At 69.6% G+C, this 24,164-nt stretch carries 22 protein-coding genes and 2 pseudogenes; 16 read left to right on the top strand and 8 right to left on the bottom strand.

Annotated features, from left to right (window positions below):
• Positions 1 to 126: 126 nt before the first annotated feature.
• Positions 127 to 744 carry a hypothetical protein gene (locus ACIBX3_RS58105; RefSeq protein WP_397129435.1) on the bottom strand — a complete coding sequence of 206 codons (618 nt, stop codon included), beginning with the start codon at positions 742 to 744 and terminating at the stop codon, positions 127 to 129.
• A gap of 181 nt (positions 745 to 925) precedes the next feature.
• Between ACIBX3_RS58105 and ACIBX3_RS58100 the strand changes: the two genes are divergently transcribed.
• Both ACIBX3_RS58100 and ACIBX3_RS58095 read left to right on the top strand, forming a co-directional pair.
• The gene (locus tag ACIBX3_RS58100; protein ID WP_397129433.1) at positions 926 to 3,037 is read left to right on the top strand and encodes a sensor histidine kinase; all 2,112 of its coding nucleotides are present in this window, start codon (positions 926 to 928) and stop codon (positions 3,035 to 3,037) included.
• A complete protein-coding gene (locus tag ACIBX3_RS58095; RefSeq protein WP_397129432.1) occupies positions 3,034 to 3,684 on the top strand; it encodes a response regulator in 651 nt (216 codons plus the stop codon). The genes ACIBX3_RS58100 and ACIBX3_RS58095 overlap by 4 nt, the downstream gene beginning before the upstream one ends.
• A 419-nt stretch (positions 3,685 to 4,103) precedes the next feature.
• Here the strand turns inward: ACIBX3_RS58095 and ACIBX3_RS58090 are convergent, their stop codons facing one another.
• The 3 genes from ACIBX3_RS58090 to ACIBX3_RS58080 all read right to left on the bottom strand — a co-directional run bounded on the left by ACIBX3_RS58090 (position 4,104) and on the right by ACIBX3_RS58080 (position 6,508).
• The gene (locus ACIBX3_RS58090; RefSeq protein WP_397129431.1) at positions 4,104 to 4,496 is read right to left on the bottom strand and encodes a MerR family transcriptional regulator; all 393 of its coding nucleotides are present in this window, start codon (positions 4,494 to 4,496) and stop codon (positions 4,104 to 4,106) included.
• A gap of 921 nt (positions 4,497 to 5,417) precedes the next feature.
• The gene (locus tag ACIBX3_RS58085; protein ID WP_397129430.1) at positions 5,418 to 5,549 is read right to left on the bottom strand and encodes a hypothetical protein; all 132 of its coding nucleotides are present in this window, start codon (positions 5,547 to 5,549) and stop codon (positions 5,418 to 5,420) included.
• Positions 5,546 to 6,508 (bottom strand): hypothetical protein, encoded by a 963-nt coding sequence (locus ACIBX3_RS58080; RefSeq protein WP_397129470.1) that lies wholly within the window; start codon positions 6,506 to 6,508, stop codon positions 5,546 to 5,548. The genes ACIBX3_RS58085 and ACIBX3_RS58080 overlap by 4 nt, the downstream gene beginning before the upstream one ends.
• A 118-nt stretch (positions 6,509 to 6,626) precedes the next feature.
• Here ACIBX3_RS58080 and ACIBX3_RS58075 point away from each other — a divergent pair, with 118 nt between their 5' ends.
• The 6 genes from ACIBX3_RS58075 (at position 6,627) to ACIBX3_RS58050 (ending at position 11,218) form a co-directional block, all read left to right on the top strand.
• On the top strand, positions 6,627 to 7,337 hold the full coding sequence (locus tag ACIBX3_RS58075) for a TetR/AcrR family transcriptional regulator (protein ID WP_397129429.1): 711 nt from the start codon (positions 6,627 to 6,629) through the stop codon (positions 7,335 to 7,337).
• Between the two features lie 478 nt (positions 7,338 to 7,815).
• Complete coding sequence (locus ACIBX3_RS58070) at positions 7,816 to 8,700, top strand: DUF2268 domain-containing protein (protein WP_397129428.1); 885 nt, start codon at positions 7,816 to 7,818, stop codon at positions 8,698 to 8,700.
• A 10-nt stretch (positions 8,701 to 8,710) separates the two neighbouring features.
• Positions 8,711 to 9,469 carry a MerR family transcriptional regulator gene (locus ACIBX3_RS58065; RefSeq protein WP_397129427.1) on the top strand — a complete coding sequence of 253 codons (759 nt, stop codon included), beginning with the start codon at positions 8,711 to 8,713 and terminating at the stop codon, positions 9,467 to 9,469.
• Between the two features lie 139 nt (positions 9,470 to 9,608).
• Positions 9,609 to 10,616 (top strand): recombinase family protein, encoded by a 1,008-nt coding sequence (locus ACIBX3_RS58060; RefSeq protein WP_397129426.1) that lies wholly within the window; start codon positions 9,609 to 9,611, stop codon positions 10,614 to 10,616.
• A 93-nt stretch (positions 10,617 to 10,709) separates the two neighbouring features.
• A complete protein-coding gene (locus tag ACIBX3_RS58055) occupies positions 10,710 to 10,847 on the top strand; it encodes a hypothetical protein (protein WP_397129425.1) in 138 nt (45 codons plus the stop codon).
• A 215-nt stretch (positions 10,848 to 11,062) separates the two neighbouring features.
• A complete protein-coding gene (locus ACIBX3_RS58050) occupies positions 11,063 to 11,218 on the top strand; it encodes a hypothetical protein (protein ID WP_397129424.1) in 156 nt (51 codons plus the stop codon).
• Between the two features lie 298 nt (positions 11,219 to 11,516).
• Here ACIBX3_RS58050 and ACIBX3_RS58045 read toward each other — a convergent pair whose 3' ends face one another.
• Complete coding sequence (locus tag ACIBX3_RS58045; protein WP_397129422.1) at positions 11,517 to 14,351, bottom strand: AAA family ATPase; 2,835 nt, start codon at positions 14,349 to 14,351, stop codon at positions 11,517 to 11,519.
• Between the two features lie 138 nt (positions 14,352 to 14,489).
• On the opposite strand from ACIBX3_RS58045, the gene ACIBX3_RS58040 reads away from it, so the two are divergent.
• The 6 genes and pseudogenes from ACIBX3_RS58040 (at position 14,490) to ACIBX3_RS58015 (ending at position 18,744) form a co-directional block, all read left to right on the top strand.
• Positions 14,490 to 15,035 (top strand): dihydrofolate reductase family protein, encoded by a 546-nt coding sequence (locus ACIBX3_RS58040; protein ID WP_397129421.1) that lies wholly within the window; start codon positions 14,490 to 14,492, stop codon positions 15,033 to 15,035.
• A gap of 266 nt (positions 15,036 to 15,301) precedes the next feature.
• On the top strand, positions 15,302 to 15,910 hold the full coding sequence (locus ACIBX3_RS58035) for a dihydrofolate reductase family protein (RefSeq protein WP_397129420.1): 609 nt from the start codon (positions 15,302 to 15,304) through the stop codon (positions 15,908 to 15,910).
• Positions 15,911 to 16,018: 108 nt separating this feature from the next.
• Entirely contained in the window at positions 16,019 to 16,855 is an 837-nt protein-coding gene (locus ACIBX3_RS58030) for an MBL fold metallo-hydrolase (RefSeq protein WP_397129419.1), read from the top strand.
• A gap of 661 nt (positions 16,856 to 17,516) precedes the next feature.
• A pseudogene (locus ACIBX3_RS58025) lies at positions 17,517 to 17,669 on the top strand (IS5/IS1182 family transposase); the annotation flags it as partial.
• 180 nt (positions 17,670 to 17,849) lie between these two features.
• Positions 17,850 to 18,281, top strand: coding sequence for a DUF6069 family protein (locus tag ACIBX3_RS58020; protein WP_397129467.1), 432 nt, complete (start codon positions 17,850 to 17,852; stop codon positions 18,279 to 18,281).
• Between the two features lie 64 nt (positions 18,282 to 18,345).
• Complete coding sequence (locus tag ACIBX3_RS58015; protein WP_397129418.1) at positions 18,346 to 18,744, top strand: recombinase family protein; 399 nt, start codon at positions 18,346 to 18,348, stop codon at positions 18,742 to 18,744.
• Here ACIBX3_RS58015 and ACIBX3_RS58010 read toward each other — a convergent pair.
• The gene (locus ACIBX3_RS58010; RefSeq protein WP_397129416.1) at positions 18,711 to 19,025 is read right to left on the bottom strand and encodes an MFS transporter; all 315 of its coding nucleotides are present in this window, start codon (positions 19,023 to 19,025) and stop codon (positions 18,711 to 18,713) included. The genes ACIBX3_RS58015 and ACIBX3_RS58010 overlap by 34 nt on opposite strands.
• A gap of 145 nt (positions 19,026 to 19,170) precedes the next feature.
• Positions 19,171 to 20,091: a helix-turn-helix domain-containing protein gene (locus ACIBX3_RS58005; RefSeq protein ID WP_397129415.1), complete on the bottom strand. Its 921-nt coding sequence runs from the start codon at positions 20,089 to 20,091 to the stop codon at positions 19,171 to 19,173.
• Positions 20,092 to 20,363: 272 nt separating this feature from the next.
• Between ACIBX3_RS58005 and ACIBX3_RS58000 the strand changes: the two genes are divergently transcribed.
• The gene (locus tag ACIBX3_RS58000) at positions 20,364 to 21,818 is read left to right on the top strand and encodes an alpha/beta hydrolase domain-containing protein (RefSeq protein ID WP_397129414.1); all 1,455 of its coding nucleotides are present in this window, start codon (positions 20,364 to 20,366) and stop codon (positions 21,816 to 21,818) included.
• A gap of 585 nt (positions 21,819 to 22,403) precedes the next feature.
• Here ACIBX3_RS58000 and ACIBX3_RS57995 read toward each other — a convergent pair.
• Positions 22,404 to 22,736, bottom strand: a pseudogene (locus ACIBX3_RS57995) (helix-turn-helix domain-containing protein); the annotation flags it as partial.
• Between the two features lie 170 nt (positions 22,737 to 22,906).
• Between ACIBX3_RS57995 and ACIBX3_RS57990 the strand changes: the two are divergent.
• Positions 22,907 to 23,947, top strand: a complete 1,041-nt coding sequence (locus tag ACIBX3_RS57990) for an NAD(P)-dependent alcohol dehydrogenase (RefSeq protein ID WP_397129413.1) — start codon at positions 22,907 to 22,909, stop codon at positions 23,945 to 23,947.
• Positions 23,948 to 24,164: the final 217 nt, after the last annotated feature.

Genomic DNA, 24,164 nt, shown 5'->3' with positions numbered 1-24,164 from the left:
CGGCTCGGCTCCCTCCTCCTGCGCTGACACCTCACCCCACGCGCCGCGGCGCACCGAGGCCACGGCCGGGCTGCGGCGGACGCCCCGAAGTCAGAACAGAGCCGCAAGCAACCGAACGGGGCGGCCTCAGAGCATGGGGCGGGCGGCGAGCCGTACGCCCAGGTGGGCGTGGGTGCCGAGGAGCCACGCCGCGCTGACATACACCGAGACGGTGGAGCCGCCGAAGATCTGAGCCACCGTGGTCACCGGGAACCACATCCCGGCGAGCAGCGGCAACCAGCGGAACGCGCCCTGGTAACGGCCCTTGACCGCGATGGCGATGCCCAGGACCAACATGCCGATCTGGCTGAGCGGCCAGCAGGCGTCCAGGATCATCAGCGGCAGCGGGAAGTCGTCGTGGCTGGCGTAGCCGAAGGACAGCGCGTTGAGCAGGAACGCGCCGGGCAGCAGCACGAGCAGCCCCGCCGGGATCACCCGGGTCCACCCGTCGCCGGCACCGCGGGTGGACAGCACCGTCCAGACAAGGGCGAAGATCCCCGCGACGAACAGCATCCCGGTGAGGGTGTCGAGCGTCTGGATGCCCTCCTGGATCTTGTCTCCCACGATGACGGTGCCGGCCGCCCAGGCCGTGGCCCCGACGGCCAGGAGCAGCCCGGCGATCCGCATGCGAGCCGGGTCCACGATGCGCCGGTCCGCCACGGGCTCGTTGGGGTTGACGTTGCTGGGGACTATGCGACTGGGCATCGTTTCTTCCTCCGTTGTGTGTCGGTGGACGTACGATCCCGGCTGTGTGTCCCGGGCGCCCAGGGAGCAGGGCCACGCGGGAGAGTCCCGACTCCGCCCTCCGTGACCGGGCCATTTGTCCCGGATGGGGAGGGACACCGCCCCCGTGAAGGTGGGACGCGTGGTGTGACACGCTGGCGGCGTGTCCGATCCCTCTCCCGCCGGCCCCGCCCCACCCGGCCCGGCCCCATCCGCGCCGGATCGTGCTTCGGCGGCGAACGGTGCCGCGCACACCGCCGCGGATCGGCGGATCGCGGCAGGGGCGGCGACGCTGGCCGTGTTGTGCGTCGTGGCCTGCGTGGCCGCCACCTGGGCCGACGTGGCGACCGGGACGGTGATCCGGCCGGAGCCGCTGGACTGGGCCGTGTGGTCCTCGACGGCGCCCGGTGCGGCCCTGGCCATCGCGGGAGCCGTGCTGGCGGTGCGGTTGCCGCGCCACCTGATGACCTGGCTGCTGATCGGTGGCGGGGCCGTGGCCGCCCTCAATGGACTGGCCGGCGCGTACGCGGTGCTGTCGCTGACCCGCCACGGCGGCACGCTGCCGTTCACCCCGGCGGCGGTCTACGCCGGGGCGCGGCTGGGCCCGCTGCTGAACCTGCTTCCGCTGCTCATACTGCTGTTCTTCCCTGACGGGCGGCTGCCGTCGCCGCGCTGGCGGTGGGCCGCATGGCTCTCTCTGGGCTCCACGGGCCTGATCGTCCTGGTGTTCGTGGCCGTCCCGTGGCGGATCGAGTCGGCGGACGCCGGGTGGCCGGGGCTCGACCCGCCGCTGCCTCCGATCCCGGACGAGTTGTGGCGCTCCGCGCTGGCGCTGGCGCCGGTCCTGCTGGTGGCGAGCCTCCTGGTGCCGGTGGCGGCCTTCGCCTGGCGGTTCAAGGGCTCCACCGGCGTGCGACGGGCGCAGCTTCGCTGGATGCTGCTGGCGGCGCTGCTGAACATGATCCTGATCCTGGCCCCCGCCGTCGTGGATGGGGTGCCGCAGGACCTGGCCTTCGTCGCCTCTCTGGTGGCGCTGGCCGCGGCCGTCCTGATCGCGGTGAGCCGGTACCGGCTCTACGACATCGATCCGGTGCTCGGCTGGACCATGCTGTACGGCGGGCTCGCGGTCGCCGTCATCGCGATCGACGTGCCCGTCTTCGTGGGCTTGGGGGCGCTCATCGACGAGCCGATCGCGGCGGTCCTGGCGGCGGTCGCGGTCGGGGTGGTCTACGCGCCGCTGCGGGAGCGGGTCCGCCAGTGGGTGAAGCGGGTATTGGCGGGGCGGGCGGAGCCGTACGAGGTGGTCTCGGCCCTGGCCCGGCGGCTCGAGGAATCCGTGCGGCCCGAGGAACTGCTGGTAGAGGCCGCCGCAGCCGTGGCGGCGGCGTTCCGCTCGCCGTACGTGCGGGTCGAGCTGGACCGCGCGGACGGTCGGACCGTCGTCGTGGAGCACGGCACGCCCCGAAAGGACGTCGTCGTGCTGCCGTTCTCCTACCGCGAGGCGCTGATCGGCCGCTTCGCCCTGGTGCCACGCGCGGGCGCGTGGCCGACCGAGTCCGACCAGCGGTTGCTGGCCGACGTGGTACGCCAGGCCGCAGCCGCCGTGCGGGCCACCGCTTTGACCGAGGAACTGCAGCACAGTCGCGAGCGCCTGGTCACCGGCGTGGCCGAAGAGCGCCGCAGGTTGCGCAGGGACCTGCACGACGGGCTGGGGCCCACGTTGGCCGCCGCCGCACTGAAGGTGGAGGCGGCGAACAATCTGGTGGCCCGCGACGCCGACGCCGCCCGGCAGGCTCTGGACCAGGTCAGGACGGACCTGGCCACGATGCTCGGCGACGTGCGCCGGCTCGTGCACGACCTGCATCCGCCGGCCCTGGACCAGTTCGGCCTGGCCGGCGCTCTGCGGCAGGCGGCCGGCCGATTCCGGGACGGCGGGCTCGCCGTGCAGGTGGACGCGGAGGGAGACCTGGCGGGGCTGCCTGCCGCGACCGAGGTGGCGGCGTACCGGATCGTCTGCGAGGCTCTGACCAACGTCGCCCGGCACTCCGGCGCGGCCAACTGCCACGTGCGCGTCGCCGTGGCCGGGAGCACGCTGGAGGTCGAGGTGACGGACGACGGGCGCGGAGTCGGTTCGGGCGCTCTTGTCGGGGTGGGCTTGCTCGGCATGCGCGAGCGCGCGGAGGAGCTGGGCGGCCGGTGTGCGATCGGGTCCCGCCGCGGCGGCGGGACCCGGGTCCACGCCGTTCTGCCCGCCGGGGCGGTGACCGCTTCGTGACGCCGCGCGTGCTGCTCGCCGACGACCATCCGGTGTACCGGGACGGCCTGCGCATGATGCTCGCCTCCACAGGGCAGGCCGAGGTGGTGGGGACCGCCGCAGACGGGGAGGAGGCGGTTGCCAAGGCCATCCGGTTCCGCCCGCAGGTCGTCGTGATGGACCTGCGGATGCCCCGGATGGACGGCGTGCAGGCCACCGAACGCATCGTCGCCGCCTGCCCGCAGACGCACGTCCTGGTGCTGACGATGCACGAGGACGACGAGAGCGTTTTCGCCGCCATGCTCGCGGGTGCCCGGGGCTACCTTCTCAAGGGCGCGGACCAGACCGAGATCCTGCGGGCGATCACGGCCGTGGCCAGCGGGGAAGTGATCTTCGGGCCGGCGCTCGCGGGCCGGGTGACGCGCTACTTCGCCAGGCTGGCCGCGGCCCCGCCGGTCCGCGAGGAGCCGTTTCCTCAGCTCACGGCGCGAGAGCGGGAGATACTCGCGCTCATCGCGGCCGGCCTGTCCAACCGGATGATCGCCGAGCACCTGTCGCTGTCGCCGAAGACAGTGCGCAACAACGTGTCCAATGTCTTCACCAAGCTGCAGGTCGCCGACCGCGCCCATGCCATCATCCAGGCCCGCGAGGCCGGCCTCGGCCACTGACCGGCCCGTTGCCCGGCACAAGCCCCGTGGCCCGCGTCAAGCTCCAACCAGATCAGGGCTCTGCCATCGTGAACGCGTGCCGCTGGCAGGGCCGGGGGTCAGCCCTCATATGCCCAGAACCCACATGCACGATCTTGAGGTGGAGCCGACAGGCCGGGCGCGGGTCGACGTAAAGATACTTGGCGAGCCGACACGAGCTGCGGAAACGCCCGATCCAGCGTCATCGTGCCGCAGAGCGCCGGGCTCATCCCCGAACGCCCGGACCGAAACCTGCCCTCGGCGGGTGGCACGCCCTCTCGCTGCTTTCCCGCAACAGCCCGCCGCCACCGTCCAGGTGCGCACTGTCGCGGCGGCTGCCTGACGTCTTTGCTGTGCGGCGGGTCCTGGGATCCCGGCTATGCCGGGGCCGGGATACAGCGTCAGTCGCGTCGGCGCAGTTCTTCGTTGATGCGCAGAGCCTCGGCGAGTTGGTCTTCCAAGATGATGATGCGGCAGGCCGCCTCCAGGGCGGTGCCGGCGTCGACGAGTTCGCGGGCACGGGCGGCCAGGCGTAGCTGGTAGCGGGAGAAGCGGCGGTGGCCGCCCTCCGAGCGCAGCGGCTCGATCAGTTTGGCGGCGCCGAGACTGCGCAGGAACGCCGGGCTGACGCCGAGGATCTCGGCGGCGCGGCCCATGCTGTAGGCCGGGTAGTCCTCGTCATCGAGCCGTTGCTCGGGGCCGTCGGCCAAGACGGACGGCTTGTCGGCCGCCGTGTCGTAGGTGCGGCGATGTCGGTCTTGCCCGGAGTGCGACACCCGATGCGTTTGATCCATTCAACCTTCCCCGAATGCGAACAGGGGCCCCGGCGCGATGATGCGCCGGGGCCCGAATGAGGTTTAACACCATCGACCGGCCATCCGGCCGGTTCACTTCTTCCGCACCAGCCGCCCGATGTGGCGGGGGCGCGGGGATCGCGTAAGCGTGACCGTAGACCACCGTCCTTTTCGTGGAGCTGCGGTACCCGTGCGGCGATGACATCTAGCCGGCGACGGGCGATCCTGATGGCGTTCAACACTCCTTTCCGGTTATCCCTACATCGACAGCGTGCGTCGACGTCGTGCAACGGCAGCGCGTCCACCGCCCCGGCCCTCTTCCACTGCACTGGCCGCGGCAGTCCGACCTTCTGCCTTTCTTCGTTTCCGTACTGCTGTCCACGTCCGTCCGGGCAGTTCGTCATGGTGCTCGTCCTGCGCTGCCCTCGTGGATCCGTCCCTTGCGATGGCAGAAACTTTACCCCCACCCGGCGCGAATGTCTATCGTGACGACAACAGATTTTCTATCTGTGAAGGGCAAGAACCAGCCCTCGCCCCGACATGATCGACGTGAGAGCGGGCAGAGCCTCAGCCAGTGAGGTGAGGGCGATGGGTGCGCACAGCCAGGTCAGGCCGATGGGTTCCTCCGGCCGGATCTGTGCCCGTCCGGGAGTGCATGCCGGCCTGGACGGACACCTGAGCGAGGCGCTCGGACTCGTCTTCGTTCAGCGCGACCGTGGTCGCGCACTCGCGGCTCGCAGGAGCCGGATCGGAGGCAGCATCGTCCGGCTTGCGTGTGTCGGCCGGCCGAAGGCGTCCGAGTGCGTCGGCGACTCGGCTCGCGAGCACGGCGCGGAGGCGTGGATGAGGCCATCGGTGCGGGTCCGCTCGAAACCGGCCGAGCCGACGGCCGTCGCCCCACCGTCGCCCCACCGTCGCCCCTCAGCTGTCTCGTCGGCTGGCCCACCACAGTGCCGTCGCCGCGCCCACGAGCAGCAGCGCGACCCCGATGAACCCCTCGGTGCCGCCGTGGGGTGCGACGTGCCCGGCGAGGGCCAGCAGGGTCGCCGTCATCGCAGGTCGAAGGTGGTTGCGACGGCTGGGGCCTCGGCGAGGTGGATGGTGTGGGTGGTCGCGATATGCAGCCAGGCGTTGCCGGTCCGCAGCGTCGTGACGGCTTTCGCAAGACCCCAGAACGCGACCTGCATGAACCATGCGAGGGACAGTGCGAGCTGCGCGGGCGAATCCCACGCGAGGAACGCCTCAGTGATGTTGAGGGCACCGTACGCGAGGGCGGACAGGACCGATCCGGTCACCCACGACCGCGCCAGGACCGACAGCCGCGGGGTCAGCAGTGACTGGGTTGTGATCATGATGGGCAGGAACGACCCGAGGGTGAACAGCACGAGGGTGAGCGCGTGCCCGGTGACGGAGGTCGTGTAGTACTCCGGGGTGGCGACGAAGAAGACAGGCGGGAGCCCGACGAGGATGAAGTACGGCACCCATACCTTCGGCCGGTCGAACCGCAGCAGCATGCTGTCCGGGCGGTAGCCCAGCCGGTAACGGAAGAACCAGTACGGCAGCACCGCGAACGCGACGAAGTTGAAGATCGCCCAGGTCATGGCGGTCGCAGAGGTCTGCCCGTCCCAGACGGCCTGCGCACCGGGGGCGAGCCCGACGAACGCGATGTGGGTGCGGATGTCGAACATGCTGCCGACCGCCAGGACTGCCGCCATCCAGGCCAGCAGGCCGGCGGTCTCCTTGCCGGGGTTGCGGAAGTCTGGGGCGTTGCGGTGGTCGAGCGGTGCCCGGCGCCGCGCGAGGAGGAATAGGAACGCCATGCTGACGACGCCGCCGACGATGCCGGAAAAGTACCCGATCGGCTCTTGGTCGCTGAGCGGCAGCACAGACCGGTCGGTCGTGAAGATGTAGACGGTGGCGGCCGCCCAGGCGGCGAGGAACAGCAGCAGCCATCGGTTGGTGAACAGGTCGCGGACGGCGGTCGGCGCCGTCGTCGGTGCGGCGGTGGTCATGGAGGGACTCTCCCGAGAAGGTCGGACAGAAATAGAGAACACTGCTCTCGTTAAGAGCATCGTTCTCTTTTTTCGGCCTGTCAAGAACAGTGTTCTCGTTTTGTGGGACCATGGCGGGATGACGACTCCTTCCACCGGCCTGCGGGCCCGCCGCCGGCAGGAGCTGCTCGCCGCTATCCGCACCGCCGCCCTCGAGGAATTGCGCCGCTCCGGCGCGGCCGGCCTGTCCCTGCGCGCCATCGCCCGCGACGTCGGGATCGCCGTTTCCGCCCTCTACCGCTACTTCCCGAGCCGCGACGAGCTGCTGACCGACCTCATCGTCGCTGCGTTCGACGAGCACGCCGACGCCGTCGAAGCCGGCGGCGCGCACGATGACGTGGGGGAGGCGCTGCGTGGGGCCTGGCACGCGTACCGCGCATGGGCGGTGGCCCACCCAGCCGAGTTCGGGCTCGCCTACGGCACACCGGTCCCCGGCTACGTCGCGCCGCCGGAAGACACCGTGCGTGCCGGCACCCGCATCGGCCGGTTCGCCCTCGGGCTGCTCGCCCGCGCCTACGCCGAAGACCGCCTCGACCCCGACGCGCTGCACCGCCGCGCCGCCCACCTGTCACCGGGCACCGCCGAACAGCTCGAGACCTGGTCCAGACGGCACGGACAGCGGGTGCCGACGGAGGTCCTCGCCGTCTGGCTCGACCTGTTCGTGCACCTGCACGGCCTGGTGTCCATGGAGGTGTTCGGCCTGCTGCGCCCGATCACCCCGGACGCCGCCCCCTACGCCGCCGAAGTCGTCGACACCGAGCTCGCCGCTCTGGTCAGACCTCGACGCTGATGGCCGGATGTTCGCTGCGGGGGACGCTCGTGACGCGCCGTGACGCCCGGTCGGCGGCAGATCCGGATTCGAGGCAAGGTCCCGGTCGGGTGACACAGCGTCATCCCGACGTCGTTGATGAGGTGAACCCGGACTGTTCGATCAACGGCGCATGCCGGTCTTCCGAAGGTGCCCGTTCGGCCGTCCCACCCACTCGCCCGCCGGCGAGGTCGCAACAGGCCTCTGACCAGCCCCGAGGAGCCCCTCTGGCGTAGCTGATCCGAGGCGGCGGAGCCGCAGCGGTGGATGCTGTTCACCACGGACTGGAAGACCGAGGAACTGCGCACGCGGGAACGGCTGCCGACCACGTTGCATGAGTCCATCCAGCGGAGAACGGCCAGCCCATGACGGCGCTGGGTGACGGCATGTCGGCCGCATTCTCGACGAAGAGCGCCGCTGGTTTGACCTTGACGCTGCGTCAACTTCTAGCATCGGGGCCATGTCGATCACTGTTCTTGACACCTACTCCGCCATGAGGCAGATCCTGCTGGCCCCGGTCGCGGAGCGCGCTGACCTGCTGCGTTCGATGCTGGAGCCCAACAGCGGCAAGTACCGCTACAACCCCGGCGAGGTCGACCTGGTGGCCATACACCTCGAAACGTCCGGGTTCCCCATCGACCGCGACGAGGAGCGTTGCCTTGACGCGCTCGAAACCCTGGCGGCGGCCGGAGCCTGGGAGCGGATGCAACGCGCGCTCGACGACGCTCTCGCCGTACTGCTGGAGGCGACGCCGGGGCTGGAGGCCCCGGACATCACCGTGCTGTTCGTCCTCGGCGATCCGGCTGACAAGCACTTCATGGGTCCCTGCCTAGGAATGACCGGGTTCGGCGGCATCTCGGGCAACATCGCCATCACGTTCTGGCCCTTCCCCGAGAACGTGGAGCGGCTGGAGGCCACCGCCGTGCACGAACTGCACCACAACCTGCGGTGGAGCCCGGGCGGGGTTGTGTGGGACCCGATGACCGTCACGGTCGGCGAGCACATCGTCGGCGAGGGCCTGGCCGACGCCTTCGCCCGACAGCTCTACGGCGACGAACTCGGCCCCGCCCGCATCGGCGTGCCGCACCTGCACGACGACGAGGTCTTCGCCAAGGTGCTCACCGGGCTCGACGTGACAGGCATGCACAACTTCACCGCCTGGGTGCACGGCGACCCCAGCGCCGAGCGCTTCGGTCTCACCCCGGTGGGATTGCCGATGGGCGCCGGGTACGCCGCGGGCAACCGGCTGGTCGACACCTACCTGGCGGCGACCGGGCAGACGGCGGCGCAGGCCCTGCACGCCGACAGCTCGGAGATCATCGCAACCACGATCCGCCGCGGGTAACACTGGAACGATGGAGTGGACGATCCAGGAACTCGCGACGAGGGCCGGCATCACCAGCCGCACCCTGCGTCACTACGACCGCGTCGGGCTCTTGGCCCCGTCCCGGGTCGGCGCGAACGGGCACCGCTACTACGACCCGGGCGCGGTCGCCCGGCTACAGCGGATCCTGCTCATGCGCCGGCTCGGCATGGGGTTGCCGGCCATCGCCAAGGTCCTGGCGGACGAGGTGGACACGTGCGATGGGCTCCGCGTTCACATCGCCGCGCTGGAGGAGGAACGGGACCGCATCGAACGGCAGATCCGCTCTGTGCGTCACACGCTGGAGGCCCTGCAGGCGGGGGCGGAACCGCGGATGGACGTCATGTTGTCGGGGTTCAACGACCGCTACAAGGACGAGGTGATCTCACGCTGGGGCGAGCGCGCGTTCCAAGTGAGCAACGACTGGTGGCACGGCAAGACCCTTGACCAGCAGCTGGCCTGGAAGCAGGCCGTCGAGGACCTCGTGGCCGCCTGGGTCGCCGCGGCGAGGGCCGGGATCTCTCCGACCTCGGCGCGTGCCCAGACGCTGGCCGCCCGGCACGTCCGGTGGCTCAGCGAGATCCCCGGTACGCCCACGGCGGACGGCGATCGGGAACGCTCGATCGCGATGGTGAAGGGCCTTGGGGACATGTACGTCGACGACCCCCGCTTCGCCGGCATGTACGACGACGCCGCGGGGGCGGCGTTCGTCCGCGACGCGCTGCACGCGTACGCGCGAACCCAGATGTAGCTCGTGTGGTTCGCAGAAATGACCAGTTGCTAGAGTTCTGCGAGACCCCCGAAACGCGTCCGGTTTGACCCGATTGTCGCTCGCAGAAAACCTCTCAAAAGCTCGGCGTTCTGCAAGAGAGTTCTGAGAGACTGGCGGGGTGGATCTGACGCCCGAGCAAGCCGCACACGCGGCAGAACGACACGCCTGCCCGAAGTGCGAGGTACCCGCCGGGAGTCCGTGCCGCACCCGCGGCGCAAAGACCGCGAGTAAGTATCACACCGCCCGCTTCATCCTCGTCCCCGCCCTGCGAGAGGAGCTCGAAGTCCTCGTTCCCGAGGACCGCGGCCCCGCCCGGCCGTGGAAACCCGGCCCGCCGATCGAGGCGGTCCCGGCGGTGCCGGTCGCCAAACCGATCCGGATCGGGTACGCGCGCTGCTCGACCGCGCAGCAGGAGCTGCAGAGCCAGCTGGACGCGCTGGCGGCCGCGCAGTGCAAGCGGATCTTCTCCGAGAAGATCAGCACCCGCGTCAAAGTCCGCCCGGAGCTGGACAAGGCGCTCACGCTCGCCTACGACATCAAGCAGGCCGCCCCTGACCAGGAGGTCATCCTCAGCGTCCACGAACTCAAGCGCCTGGCCCGCAACGCCGCCGAGCTGATGACCCTGTCTGCCCAGCTCCAGCGTGCCGGCGTCCAGCTCGAACTCCTCACCGGCCCGCTCACCGGCATCTACGACCCCAACGGCATGGGCGCGATGTTCTTCGCCGTGCTCGCCGTCGCCGCCCAGCTCGACCGCAACTACATCCGCGAGAAGACCCTGGAGGGCCAGCACGCCGCCGCGGCCAAGGGCAACCACGGCGGCCGGCCGAAGGTCATCGACGACGACGCGCTGACCTTCGCCCTCGCGCTCAAGCAGAAGGGCGTCCCGGTCCCGGAAATCGCCAGGAAGCTCACCATCAAGACCGGCAAGAACGCCGGCAAGCACCCCTCGGTCGCCTCGGTGTACCGGGCACTGGCCGAGGCCGAACAACACGACGCACACGATGAGGCGGACCTCATCGGCCCGCGACGGCCGCTCCGCGCCCGGATCACCGGACCAGGAAGCGGCACCGACCCCGAGCTCATGGACCGTCTCCAGCGCCAGGTCCTCGGCGAAGGGGCAAGCTGATGATCCCCGGACCGCACCGGAGGAAGGGCGGCGCACCACTGCTTGGCGCGCTACCAGGACAGGTCGGCCCCCTTCGGCCCGTACGGCGCAGGGATGCGCGATGCTGGAGATGCGGAGATCGAGCTCCTGGTGGCACCCAACTGCACCTCCGACGGCCCGGCCGGAGCGCCCGGCCTCGACCAGCTCCGGCAGGTTCTGCGAGCAGCCGCCGACACGGTCACCGGACCTTAGGCGGATCATCGTCGACAATGCGCCGACCGCTTGTACCACCCATAGAAGACCCATCAACACGAGCCACTCGCCGCCCTGGCTAAAACCTCTCCCATGATGTGAGGGCGGCCTGCCCCGCAGGTCAGACCAGCTACAGGAACCCCTGCGGCCCGTTTCTGGCGTATTCCGGCCGGCCCCCCTACCACGCCGGGGTCGCCCTGCACACACCGTTCACCGTGCACATGGGCACCGCCCACGCCATCCAGGACAAGCGAGCCGAGACCATCGAACGCTTCCGCGCGGCCAACCCCCACCGCTTCACCCGCGCACCCCAGCTTCCGAAGATCCCCCGGGCCGCTTACATCAACCAACCCGAAGAAGAGACCGCCTAGCGATCAAACCGCTCGGCCCTCTGTCGCATTTGACTTGACACCTTCCGATGCGGCACACCACCTGTGCACCCTCCAGCATGAGGTGGGTACGTCCCATCGATGTCCCGCGCGGCCGGACCAAGGTCAGCATGCCCGCCAGCGCGCACCCTGACAGGCGCGGACAATTCACGATCACTGTGGAGCCGGTCATCTTGCCAGCTGGGTTCACGTTCGGCGCCAACAATCTCGGCGCGCGAGCCACCAAACAGCAGGAAGATCAGCTTTACACACTAGGGGTTACAAGCTCTGTTCGTGGCATTTATTCGGTTTTGAAGAGTTGGTTGCGGTGGGCCCATGCGGCGGCTTCGAGGCGAGTTGTGACTGTGAGTTTGGCGAGGATGTTGGAGACGTGTACGCCGACGGTTTTGGCGGAGATGAACAGGTGCTCGCCGATCTTCCGGTTGCTCAGGCCGGCTACCACCAGCTCGAGCACTTCCATCTCGCGGGGGGTCAGCCCTGCGGGGTTGTCGGGTCTGGTCGGGTTGGTCGTGATCCGTGCACGGGTGGCGAGTTGTTGGATCTCGCGTTGAAGTGGGGCGGCGCCAAGGTCTTCGGCGATCGCCGCTGCTTCGGTGATCAGCTCGGCCGCAGTGGATCGGTGCTGGGTCGTCAGTGCGGCACGGGTGGAGTGCAGCAGCGCTTCGGCGAGCGGGTACGGCTGTCCGAGGTCACGCCATGCCTCTATGGCCGCTGCCCATGCGTCGGTGTCGTCGTGGCGGGTCGCGGCGAGGAAGGTCAGTCGGTGGGCCTGCTGGAGTCGGCCGGTGACGGCGAGCGTGTCGGCGTACGTGCTCATCCGGGTGAGGAGGACGCCGGTGCCGCGGTGCCCGACGAGGGCGAGCGCGCCCGTGGTCAGCAGCGGCCAGCTGTAGCGCGGGCTTCGTGCGAGGTCGTGGTCGGTGAGGACGTGGTCGAGGATCGCCGTCACCGCGCCGGCGTCCTGTCTGATCTGCGCGAGCCGGCAGTCCAGAAGGTCCGGTTCGAGGCACGTCTCCTCGCCCCGGTTGGATTCACGCATCACCGCTCTCGCCTGCGTCGCGGCCGCGGTCGCGGCGTCGAGTGCGCCGCGTCTGAGGTCGACGGTCGCCTGGATGACCTGGAGGTAGGCGCGATACAGCGGCGGTGGCGACTGGGCGAGCGCCTCTCGGTACACCGCTTCGGCTTCGTCCCAGCGGCCGAGGGAGAGCAGCGACTCGGACAGGTTCGGGGCGAGGAGGGTGCCGCGGGTGCGGGTCAGTCCCAGCTCGCGGGCGAGGGTGATTCCGCTCCGCGCGACCTGCTCCGCTCTGGCATGTTCACCGGCGGCCTCCAGACGGTCCGATTCGGTCACGGCCACGGCAAGTTGGGTGTCGGCGGCGCCGGCGTCCCGGGCGGCCGTACGTGCCCGCTCGAACAGCTCGACCGCGGTGGGCAGGTCCGCGTCGGCCGCGGCGAGCGTGATGAGTGCCCGAGCCTGTACGCCGCGGTCGCCGGTGCGCTGGCCGATCCGCAACGCGTCTTCGGCCGTCGTTCGCGCCTCCGCGTCGTGCTGGTGATGCCGCTGCGCGATGGCGAGGTCGGCCAGGACCTGGCCGCGCAGCGGGGTGTCCGTGCCGGTCGGGAGCAGCCGGACCGCCTCGTGCAGGTCGGGCATCGGGTCCTGCCCGTTGCGGTCGTACATCGCCGCGCGGGTCCGGAGCAGGTGTGCGGCCACCTCGGGATCGGGGTGTTCGGCTAGGGCGGTCGTCACCGAGGCGACGCCGGTGTCCAGCTCGCCGGCGTTCAGTGCAGCTTCGGCGGCCAGGCCGGCGACGGTGCCGCGGTCCACGCCGAGGCGGTCCGCCAGGTCCGGTACCCGCTGCCAGGTCCGTAGCACCCGGTCGAGCAGGCGGTGCTGTTCGGCGTAGGCGTAGGTCCGCCGCGCGAATTCGGCGGCGTGCCAGGCGGCCTCGGCGGCGCGGATGGGTGCGCCCGACGCGTGCCAGTGCAGGGCGACCTCGGCGTACGCGCGATCGCCGGAGACGAGGGCCGGGTCGGTGGTGATGGCCTCGGCGCAGGCGCGGTGCAGCCGCACCCGCTCGCCCGGCAGCAGGCTGCCGTAGACCGCCTCGCGGATCAGGTCGCGCCGAAACGCGTACCCGTCCTCGACGACGTCCAGGAACCGTCGGCGTACCAGCAGCCGGAGCGCGTCCTCGAAGGCGAGATCGTCCATCTCGACGAGGATCGCCAGTAGTGCGTGAGCGACCGGGCTGGCGGCGACGGCAGCGGCGTGCAGCACCCGGCGGCTGGGGTCGGGCAACCGGTCGACATCGGCCAGCAGCAGGTCGGACAGCGACGCGGTGGGCGCGTCGCCGACTGTCACGAGGGCCTCGACGAACAGCGGGTTGCCGCCACTGCGGAGAAACACCCGCTCGGTGAACGCCTCGTCCGCCGGGGCCGCGAGCAGCTCGCCGAGCTGCTCGGCCACGCCGTCCCGGTCCAGCCCGCCGAGGCTGATGCCGCGCACGCCGTCGACGCGGGAGATCAGCGGTCGCAACGGGTGCGTGCCGCCGATCTCGTCCGGCCGGTACGTGCCGAGGATGAGGACGCCGGGCTCTGCCAGGTTGGTGGCGAGGAACGTCAGCAGCTCGCCGGTCGACCGGTCCGACCAGTGCAGATCCTCCAAAACGAGGACCAGCAACCGTTGTCGCGCCGCGCCTTCGAGCAGGAGCAGGACCTCCTCGAACAGCCGGGCGCGGCCGAGGTCGGGTTCCGGTTCGTCATCCGCCACGCCCAGCTCCGGCAGCAGACGCGCCAGACCGCGCCGGCCACCGCAGGGCAGCAGCGCGGTCACCGGTGGCGCGTCGGGCTCGCGCACCAGCCGGCGCAGTGCCGTGACGAACGGCCCGAACGGCAAGCCGTCGACGCCGAGGTCGGTGCAGCCTCCGGTGAGAACGCGCGCGGAGGCGCCCAGGCCGCCGGTGAACTCGCGGACGAGCCGGGTCTTGCCCATCCCGGCCTCGCCGCCGACCAGCACCACGGCCGCGCCGGACCTGGCGGCGGTGAGGGCAGCTGCCAGCGCCGCACGTTCGCGTTCCCGCCCCACCAGCACGGGACTCGTCAGCCGACCGGACATCCTCAGATGATCCCATGCGCGGCGGATCTGAAGAGGTGATCTCATCAGATCTAAGGCATCTACCCGATGTCGGCGGGCCGCGAGACGGACAAGCTGAGCATGACAGCCGATCGACCGAACCGGACATGGGAGAGCCTCATGCGCATCCGCACCCACATCGCCGTGAGTGTCGACGGCTTCATCGCCTCTCCGGACGGCCTGCCCGTCATCCTGACCGCGCCCGACTTCGAGTCGGGTGTCTCCCACGGCCTGCCCGACCTCGTCGCGGACTGCGGCGCGGTGATGATGGGACGCACCACGTTCGAGCAGGCGGTCGGTTCGTCGCACTGGCCGTGGCCGTACCTGCGGGTGTTCGTCCTCACCAGCCGGCCCCTCCCGGAGGGAACACCCAGCGACGTCGTGGCGGCCGACGATCCGGCGACGCTGCTGCGGCTGATGCGCGAAGCCGACATCGACGGCGACGTTCATCTGGTGGGCGGGCAGCGCACCATTGAGGCGTTCCGCGACATCGGCGCCCTCGACGAGTTCGGCGTCGTCGTGATGCCGATCCTCCTGGGCAGCGGGGTCCGGCTCACGCCCGAGAAGAGTGAGCGGCAGCAGTTGCTGCTCACCACGAGCCGGACCTTCCCGGACGGGTCGGTCGAGCACCTGTACGCCGTGCTGGATGACGAGGACCGATCGTGACGTGCCCGGCGCCGGCCAGGTCGGCAGGACGGCCCGAGCTCACCCGCCCGCGGATCCTCACCCGGCCACTCGCCTTGCGGTTCGTCTCCCTGGTGGCGTCTACGTCAACACCCTGAACGACGAGGACGTCGCCGGCATACGAGAGGCCATACCCGCCGCACAAGCTCGTCCGCCTCACCGCGCTCAAGAACCGCTACGACCCCCGACAACGTGTTCCGGCTCAACCGGAACATCGCACCCAGCCGATCACCGAAAGAGGACCGATCATGGCCACCGAAGAGACCCGCGCGCACGCAGCCGTCTCGCCCACCTGGGCGATAGCGGACACGAGACCGCAGACCGCCGAAGGCAAGGTGCTCTGGCACTTCACAATGTCGCTGGACGGGTACGTGGCGGGACCGAACCACGCGATGGACTGGATGACCGGCGTCGACCGCCCCGGCCTCGTCGAGGAGTACGTCGAGACGACCGGCGCCGTCCTGGGCGGACGGGACGGCTTCGACGCCTACCCCGAGCCCACCAGCACCTACGGCGGCTGGCAGGGCCCGGTGTTCATCCTCACGCACCATCCCGAAGACGCCCCGCCCACCGCCGACACGACATTTCTGAACTGCGATGTCGCCGAGGCCGTCCAGATCGCGCTGAAGGCCGCCGGCGGAAAGAACCTCGAGATCCTCTCCGCCGACGTCGGCCGCCAACTCCTCGAGCGCGGACTGATCGACGAGATCGACCTCCACATCGTGCCGGTACTGCTCGGCGACGGGGTCCGGCTGTTCGACAACCCAGGAGGCGAACCCGTCCATCTAGAACTGCTCAACGATCACGACCAGGTGACCACCCTCAACGTGCGCTACCGCCCACTGCCCGTTCGGTAGGGCGAACCGGCCGGAGCGCGGGCGGCGGTCTCCGAAGACGATGTCGCGGGGACGGGCAGGCAGTACGGTCCCGACGATCGATTACCAACCACAAGCGAAAGGAACCCCATGTTGACGCAGGTCGCGGAGGGTGTGCTGGTCCACCAGAGCGAGCTACTCGAAAACAACACCGTTGTCGTGCAGGGCCGGGCCGGCGTGTTGCTCATCGACCCGGGAATAACGGGCGACGAAATGGTCTGCCTCGCGAACGACCTTCGCGAGTTGGGCCAGACCGTCGCGGCAGGCTTCGCGACGCATCCTGATTGGGATCACGTGCTCTGGCACCCCGAGCTCGGCGATGCGCCCCGTTACGGTACAGCCCGCTGCGCGGCTTATATGCGAGATCTGCGGTCGAACGCGGACTGGAAGACCCGTATCGCCGAGGGGTTGCCGCCGGAAATCGCGGACGAGACACCGCTGGACCTGTTCGGCCTCATCACCGGCCTGCCTGCCGGAACTGCTCAGATTCCCTGGGACGGCCCTGAAGTCCGGATTATTGACCATCCGGCGCATGCCCCGGGCCATGCGGCGCTGTTGATCGAGGAACGCGGGGTTCTCGTCGCCGGCGACATGCTCTCTGATGTCTTGGTCCCGGGGCTCGACAACTTGAACGACACCAATGACCCGATCGAGGAGTACCTCGTCGGGCTGCGGCTGCTCGAGGGCGTGGCAGGCGACGTCGATGTCGTCGTACCCGGCCACGGGTCAGTAGGCGGAGCCGACCAGGTACACGCGCGGATCGAGCTGGATCGGGCGTACGTGCTCGCCTTGCGTGAAGGCCGCGTTCCCAGTGACCCGCGGGTCGGCCCATCGGCCAAGCCCGGCTGGGAGTGGGTAAGCGACATACACATCGGGGAGGTCCAGCGCCTCGCCGAAAGAAGCAAACGCGACAGGACGTCCCGCTAACGATCGGTGGTGCGACACCGCCGGTAAGCGCAGGTCGCCGATCGGGATCTCGGGCGGCGGCGCGACGTTCTCCAGGGGGATCGGGCCGGCCAGCGGAGGTCGCCGTCTGCGGAGCAGTGCGCCTCCTGCCCGACGGCCTCGGCGAAATGGCGGCCTTGCCACGCCACCACAATCGCCACGACAGGCGCCGTCGCCCTGTGCTGCCGCCGCCCCCAAGCCGGCGTCTCGCCACACGGACAGACGCCTGGGGCGACATCACCGATGCGCGGCCCTGACCAAGCGACAGGCGAGATCCATCTCTCTCCGACAAAGTCACAGAACGCAAGCAGATCGCAGGAGGCGACAGAATGAACGCCCCCGAGCCGCAGACCGCAGGCGGGAAAGTACCCCTTCACTTCAGCATGTCGCTGGACGGGTTCGTGGCGGGCCCGAACCACGCCATGGACTGGCTGACCGGGGTCACCGGCCGCGACGGCGTGGAAGAGGAGTACATCAAGACCACCGGCGCGGTCCTGGGCGGGCGGAACGGCTGGGACCGCGACCCGAGCGCCCGGCCCTACAACGAGGACTGGAACGGCCCGATCTTCGTGCCCACGAGCGGATGCTCCAGGCTGCCCAGGCAAGGGCGGACGCGGCCGGGGACATCGACTGACTCATGCCGGTCGACCCCACCGTCGCCCGCGCCCACCAACATGCCATGGCGGCCCGAAAAGGGCTCCGCAGTCCCGCACTCGGACGCTCCCGAGGCGGGCTGACCAGCAAAATTCACCTGGCCTGCGATGCCCTGGGGCGTCCGCTCGCTTTCACCCTCACGGGCCGGGAACACCAACGACGGCACCCATTTCACCGCCGTGATGGACGCGATACGGGTGCGCCGCCCGGTCCGGGAAGACCGCGCATCCGGCCCCCGACCACGTCATCGGCGACAAAGGCTACGGCTCCACAGCGATCCGGGCCTGACCGTCCGCATAGTTCTTCTCCGAAAGGCATCAAAATGACGCAAAACATCCACGACGACGTCACCACCACCGTCACCGCCACCGCTACCTCTCCCGCGCAGCCGCTGGTCATCGGTGGCTTGATCGCCGCGGTGGTCGCCGGCGCGGCGACCGCGGCCATCGCCGCGGTGGGTGAGCTCACCGGGATCAGCCTGGTCGTCGGCGGCACGCCGCTCCCGGTGCCCGGGTTCGGCGTGCTGACCGTCATCTTCTCCGCGGTGGGGCTGGTGCTGGCGCTGGTGCTGGCTCGCTCGGTTCGCCGTCCGCGCACGGTATTCGTCCGTACCACGGTTGTGCTCACCGTGTTGTCGCTGGTACCGGATGTGCTCGTGGACGCGGCCCCGGCCACGAGGGTGCTGTTGATGCTGGCGCACGTGGTCGCCGCCGCGATCGTGGTCCCGGCCATCGCCCGCCGCCTGTCCGCCTGATCCTTTCCAAGGGTTTCGCCATCAGACAGCACCTGCCGGCCGCCCAGCTCAACGAGGGCGCGCCGTGGCCGTCATCTCGATCGTGGCGGGGCTGCGCAAGCGCGGCGTCGGCTTCCGCTCCCTGCACGAGGCGCTGGACACCACCACCCCCGGCGGGCGGCTCGTGTTCCACGTCTTTGCTGCGCTAGCGGAGTTCATCCGCGAACTCATCGTGGAGGGCACGCACGAGGGCCTGGCCGCCGCCCGGGCGCGCGGTCAGCGTCTGGGACGCCCGCCGGCGATGACCGCCGAGCAGATCCGGCACGCCCGCGACTTGCTCGCCCGGCCGGAAAACACCGTCTCCTCCATTGCCCGCCTGCTTGGCGTCAGCCGCTCGACCATCTACAAGTACGTCCCCGAGCTCACGACGACGGCCCGCCCTGCCATCGGTCAGTCGGCGGCTGACCTCGAAGCAGACCGCTGATTATCCCAGCTCAGAGCTGGTTTGGCGGTTGGTGGGACGTTGGTTAACGGCACCCCAAGCAGCGGCCCGGCGATGAAGGCGATCGGCATCATGACCCCGAACAGTCCCATGAGCTTGCCGCTGTGCCGGGGCGGCACGAGCTCGCCGATCAAGGCCAGTGCCCCGGTCATCAGGCCGCCCGCGCCCAGTCCCTGGACCATGCGGAAGCCGACGAGCTGGATCATGTCCTGCGCGGCTCCCGACAGCCCGGAGCCCAGCAGGAAGATCGCGATCGCGGCCATGAGGGGTCCCCGTAGCAATCGGCGACAGCATGAACGAACCCGCCTCTGACCTGGGGCTATCTGGTTTCGGAGATGGAATCGATCGCCTGGTCCGGCAGCCGCCCGGCCAGCGCGGTCCGGCTTACCCCCTGATGGGTGTGGAAGTTCAACGGCCCCTGCCTACTGACGGCGTACCCGTTCCCGCCCGGGTCGCATCCGTGCCCCAGCTGGCCAGAAGGCGTAGTGCCTCCGCCGACGGGGAACCCGGTTCGGCGTGGTATGTCATCAGGAATTGTTCGTGGTCGTCGGCCCGGTGGAACGACTCGGGGTGGAGATCGAGTTCGCCGACGAGCGGGTGCTGCAGGCGCTGGATCCTGTGGCACTTCTCCTTGACGTCGTGGGTGGCCCACAACCGCGTGAAATCCTCGCTCTTCACGGAGAGTTCGCCCACCAGTGCGGACAGCCGGGGGTCGTCCGGGTGGGAGCCGGCGTCCAGGTGCAGCAGAGAGACGACGTCGATCGCTTTCTGTTCCCAGTTCACGATCAGGTCGCGGTACTCAGGCCGCAGGAAGATCAGCCGTGCCCAGTTCCGCTCCTGCGCCGGCAGCTCCGTCCAGTCGCCGAACACTGCCGCGGCCATCCGGTTCCAGGCGAGGATGTCCGAGCGCCGCCCCACGATCATCGCCGGGACGCTGTCCATGGCGTCCAGCAGTGTCCGCAGGGTGCCCGGCACCTGCTGGGACCGGACGGCCGGCTTCTTCTGCTTCGGCTTCGCCAGGTGCGTGAGGTGGGCGTGCTCCGCGTCGCTCAGCCGCAGCGCGCCGGCTACGGCGTCAAGGACCTCCGCCGAGACGTTGCGGCCGTTGCCCTGTTCCAGGCGTGTGTAGTACGCCACCGACACCCCAGCCAGCTGCGCCAGCTCCTCGCGGCGCAGTCCCGGCACCCGCCGGTGCCGTCCGAAGCCGGGCAGCCCCACGTCCTCCGGCTTCAGCCGGGCCCGCCGGGTGCGCAGGAACTCGCTGAGCTCGGCACGCGGGTCCAGGGCGCCGACAGCGGGCTCGTGCACCGGTTCGGGGTGTTCGTCCATGCCTTGAGTATCCATGGTCAGACGCACACCAGCCTGACCCCGCCAGTGGTAGGACCAGCGGACGTACGCCAAGCCGTGGCCTGGGCGAATGCCGGCCCGTTCGGCACGGTGGAGACCGTGCCCGGCCGGAAGGCAGCCGGGCGCGACACCACCGCTAGGAGAACCCCGGTATGACCACTGTTGCTGCGTACGCGGCCCCCGCCGCCAAGGCACCCTTGGAGCGCACCAGGTGGGATTTCGCTTCCCGCCGATGGAGCTCGAGGAGCAGCCGAATGACGATAGCCAGGGCGAATTTGCGTCTTGCAATAGTGCTCACGCTCCTGCTCACGCTCCTGCCGGCAGCCGCGACCGCGACCGCCGCGTCGGCCGTTCCGACGGTGACCGTCGAACGCGTGCAGGCTCCGGGCACTCGCATGCTGGGCGCGTCCGCTGTCGACCTGAAGGCGCGCGGTTACGTCGAGCAGGAGTACTACGTCAGTGGCCGGGCGAGCCGCTATCGCATGGCAGGCGCGGCCGACGCCTCCATCGTCGACCGGGGCTGGCCGTATGTGACCAGGATCGTCGTGCGCAAGCCCGCCAGGTCACAGCGGTTCAACGGCACCGTGGTCGTCGAATGGAACAACGTGACCGGCGGCCAGGACATCGACTTCAGCTGGGCGGCGAGCCACGACCATCTCATGCGTGAGGGCTACGCATGGGTGGGAGTCACAGCGCAGCGAGTGGGTGTCGAGCAGCTGCGGCGATGGAGTCCGCAACGCTACGGACGGCTGACCGTCGACGCGTCGAACACCGATCCGGCGACCGGCGGTCTGCTCGAGCCGCCCGCGTGGCCGTATGCGGGCGGCGACGTCCTCGCGTGGGACATCTTCTCCCAGGTGGGCCGCACGCTGCGGACCCATGCCGCCGCCCAGGATCCGCTGGCGGGACTCGGCGTCCGGCGGCTGATCGCGAATGGCCAGTCCCAGTCCGCCGGCCGCCTGACCGCGTACTACAACTCCATCCAGCGCCTGCACGGCGTCTATGACGGATTCGTGTACTACGACGGCGCCGGCGCGCTCCGGGACGACATCTCCGTGCCCGCGGTCAGCATGGAGTCCGAGTGGCTCAACGGCACGCAGCGCGACCCGGCCGCCACGCCGCAGGACACCGCCTACTCCCGCCACTGGGAGGTGGCCGGCACCTCGCACATCGCGCTCGACGACGCGCGATATGTGGACGCGATGGTCCTGCGGGACGGGTCGTTGCTCGCTCCCGACAACACGCCCGTCACCCTCACCGGATTGATCCGCGACTGCCAGTACCAGCCGTTGTGGAGCAACGTGCCGAACGGGCTCGTCCTCAACGCCGCATTCGATCACGTGAACACCTGGATCCGTGGTGGTCCGGCCGCACCGCGCGCGCCCCGCTTCGAACGCGACCTGAACGCCTCTCCAGCCACTCTCAAGCGCGATGACAGCGGCCAGGTCCTCGGCGGCATCCGGCCACCCCAGTTCGCGGTGCCCACCGCTGCCGTCCGGGCGAGCAACCTCGGCCCTGGCTTCTGCACGCTGGCGGGACATCATCGCTTCTACAGCCGGGAGGAACTGCGGCAGCGCTACGGCAACCACGGCCGCTACGTGTCCAAGGTCGCCACGGCGGCGGCCACGGCCCGGTATGCGGGCTTCCTGCTACCCGAGGACGCTAACGCGATCATCCGGAAGGCCGCCGCCTCCGATGTGGGACGTTGACAAGCCCTGGTGACCTGGAGACACCTCACTCACCCCGGAAGGGTGGGGTGCGCTGATTCGCGGGTGACGCGTGGCGGGTGATGCCAGGATGGAAATCCCCGCCTTGTCGTCCGCTCTGCCGATGACCGGCGTGCCCACCTGGCGGGTGTACCTGCACCTGCTGGCATCCTCACGATCTCTGCCGCTCCCGCGAACGCGGAGGGTGGCGGTTGTCGCACGCACTCGAACGGCAGCTTCTCGTTCGCTGCGTGCATCGGGGACGACGGTGTCCTCGCCTATGGTGACACCTACATCAATCGGTTTACCGGGAGCAACTGCAGAGTGGAGATTAAAGTCACCAACGGGACCACCGGCAATTACCCGTGCCGCACGGGACACCTCGGGCCCCAGACGGCATTCATGTCCCGCGGTATTGACTACTACACCAGCGTTACCGTAACAAGCAGCGCTGGTTGGCTATATGGAATCAGCCCTCGGGCCTGGAGGCTGTAACCGCCTCTGGCGCCTCAGCGTATTCAGATCCACTATCCAGATTCCCTGGAAGAAGCCGGTGGGCGGGACGACTGAGATCGTCCCGCCCACCGGCTTCTTCTGCTTCGGCTTCGCCAGGTGCGTGAGGTGGGCGTGCTCCGCGTCGCTCAGCCGCAGCGCGCGGGCTACGGCGTCAAGGACCTCCGCCGAGACGTTGCGGCCGTTGCCCTGTTCCAGGCGTGTGTAGTACGCCACCGACACCCCAGCCAGCTGCGCCAGCTCCTCGCGGCGCAGTCCCGGCACCCGCCGGTGCCGTCCGAAGCCGGGCAGCCCCACGTCCTCCGGCTTCAGCCGGGCACGCCGGGTGCGCAGGAACTCGCTGAGCTCGGCACGCGGGTCCAGGGCGCCGACAGCGGGCTCGTGCACCGGTTCGGGGTGTTCGTCCATGCCTTGAGTATCCACGGTCAGACGCACACCAGCCTGACCCCGCCAGTGGTAGGACCAGCGGACGTACGCAAAGCCGTGGCCTGGGCGAATGCCGGCCCGTTCGGCACGGTGGAGACCGTGCCCGGCCGGAAGGCAGCCGGGCGCGACACCACCGCTAGGAGAACCCCGGTATGACCACTGTTGCTGCGTACGCCGCCCCCGCCGCCAAGGCACCCTTGGGGCGCACCACCATCGAGCGCCGTGCGGTCCGCGAGTTCGATGTGCTGATCGACATCAAGTTCGCGGGCATCTGTCACACGGACATCCACCAGGTCCGCGAGAGCTGGGGCGAGGCGATCTTCCCGATGGTCCCCGGCCACGAGATCGCCGGCGTCGTCTCCGAGGTCGGCCCCGGCGTCACCAAGTACAAGGCCGGCGACCGTGTGGGCGTCGGCTGCCTAGTCGACTCCTGCCGCGAGTGCGGCTACTGCAAGGCCGGCCAGGAACAGCACTGTGTGCGGGGGAGCGTCCAGACGTACAACGCCATCGGCAAGGACGGCGAGCCCACCTACGGCGGCTACTCCACGCACGTCGTCGTCGACGAGAACTTCGTCGTCCATATCCCCGACGGGCTGGCCCTGGACGTCGCCGCCCCGCTGCTGTGCGCGGGCATCACCACGTACGCGCCGCTCAAGCAGTGGGGCGCGGCCCCCGGCAAGAAGGTCGCCGTGATCGGCCTGGGCGGCCTCGGCCATGTGGGTGTCAAGATCGCGCACGCGCTCGGCGCGGAGGTCACCGTCCTGTCCCAGTCGCTGCGCAAGGAGGACGACGGCCTGAAGCTGGGCGCCGACCACTACTACGCGACCAGCGACCCGAAGACGTTCGAGGAACTCGCCGGCTCCTTCGACCTCATCCTCTCCACGGTGTCGGCGCCGCTGGACTTCGACGCCTACCTCAGCCTGCTCCGAACGGGCGGCGCCCTGGTGAACGTGGGCGTTCCGGAGGAACCCGTCTCCTTTTACCCGTTCTCCCTCATCCGCGGCAGCAAGATCCTCGCCGGATCGTTGATCGGCGGCATCCCCGAGACCCAGGAGATGCTCGCCTTCTGTGCCGAGCACGGCATCGGCGCGGAGATCGAGCGGATCGCCGCCGCTGAGATCAACGAGGCGTACGAGCGGGTCACCGCCAGCGATGTGCGCTACCGGTTCGTGATCGACACCGCAACCATCTGAGTGCCTGTGTCTGGACACCAAGATCACCCTGCCGACCGTTGCGCTTAGTGGCGGAACGGCTCGTGGCGGGGGTTGGTCCGCTCATGGCGGTGACCGTGAGGCCCGGATTGCTGGCGATGGGTTAGTACTCCAGTGACACTTCGCGATCTTGGGCGTTGAGGTGGCATGAAGACGGCCACCACGTGATCATTCGGAGTTTGTGAAGACATCCCAAGAT

Origin of the sequence: Nonomuraea sp. NPDC049480 (genome assembly GCF_044465905.1) — a bacterium.
In the GTDB taxonomy this organism is placed as follows: domain Bacteria; phylum Actinomycetota; class Actinomycetes; order Streptosporangiales; family Streptosporangiaceae; genus Nonomuraea.
Note: the sequence above shows the minus strand (reverse complement) of the source record. Positions and strands in the feature narration are given on the sequence as shown.

What these genes read in the sequence shown, in the direction of transcription:
- ACIBX3_RS58085 (WP_397129430.1), bottom strand. Translation starts at nt 5,549, where the DNA reads ATGACGGCGACCCTGCTGGCCCTCGCCGGGCACGTCGCACCCCACGGC.
- ACIBX3_RS58055 (WP_397129425.1), top strand. Translation starts at nt 10,710, where the DNA reads ATGCGCGATGCTGGAGATGCGGAGATCGAGCTCCTGGTGGCACCCAAC.
- ACIBX3_RS58020 (WP_397129467.1), top strand. Translation starts at nt 17,850, where the DNA reads ATGACGCAAAACATCCACGACGACGTCACCACCACCGTCACCGCCACC.
- ACIBX3_RS58070 (WP_397129428.1), top strand. Translation starts at nt 7,816, where the DNA reads ATGTCGATCACTGTTCTTGACACCTACTCCGCCATGAGGCAGATCCTG.
- ACIBX3_RS58075 (WP_397129429.1), top strand. Translation starts at nt 6,627, where the DNA reads ATGACGACTCCTTCCACCGGCCTGCGGGCCCGCCGCCGGCAGGAGCTG.
- ACIBX3_RS58105 (WP_397129435.1), bottom strand. Translation starts at nt 744, where the DNA reads ATGCCCAGTCGCATAGTCCCCAGCAACGTCAACCCCAACGAGCCCGTG.
- ACIBX3_RS58090 (WP_397129431.1), bottom strand. Translation starts at nt 4,496, where the DNA reads ATGGATCAAACGCATCGGGTGTCGCACTCCGGGCAAGACCGACATCGC.
- ACIBX3_RS58030 (WP_397129419.1), top strand. Translation starts at nt 16,019, where the DNA reads ATGTTGACGCAGGTCGCGGAGGGTGTGCTGGTCCACCAGAGCGAGCTA.
- ACIBX3_RS58045 (WP_397129422.1), bottom strand. Translation starts at nt 14,351, where the DNA reads ATGTCCGGTCGGCTGACGAGTCCCGTGCTGGTGGGGCGGGAACGCGAA.
- ACIBX3_RS58035 (WP_397129420.1), top strand. Translation starts at nt 15,302, where the DNA reads ATGGCCACCGAAGAGACCCGCGCGCACGCAGCCGTCTCGCCCACCTGG.
- ACIBX3_RS58010 (WP_397129416.1), bottom strand. Translation starts at nt 19,025, where the DNA reads ATGGCCGCGATCGCGATCTTCCTGCTGGGCTCCGGGCTGTCGGGAGCC.
- ACIBX3_RS58080 (WP_397129470.1), bottom strand. Translation starts at nt 6,508, where the DNA reads ATGACCACCGCCGCACCGACGACGGCGCCGACCGCCGTCCGCGACCTG.
- ACIBX3_RS58000 (WP_397129414.1), top strand. Translation starts at nt 20,364, where the DNA reads ATGACGATAGCCAGGGCGAATTTGCGTCTTGCAATAGTGCTCACGCTC.
- ACIBX3_RS57990 (WP_397129413.1), top strand. Translation starts at nt 22,907, where the DNA reads ATGACCACTGTTGCTGCGTACGCCGCCCCCGCCGCCAAGGCACCCTTG.
- ACIBX3_RS58005 (WP_397129415.1), bottom strand. Translation starts at nt 20,091, where the DNA reads ATGGACGAACACCCCGAACCGGTGCACGAGCCCGCTGTCGGCGCCCTG.
- ACIBX3_RS58040 (WP_397129421.1), top strand. Translation starts at nt 14,490, where the DNA reads ATGCGCATCCGCACCCACATCGCCGTGAGTGTCGACGGCTTCATCGCC.
- ACIBX3_RS58065 (WP_397129427.1), top strand. Translation starts at nt 8,711, where the DNA reads ATGGAGTGGACGATCCAGGAACTCGCGACGAGGGCCGGCATCACCAGC.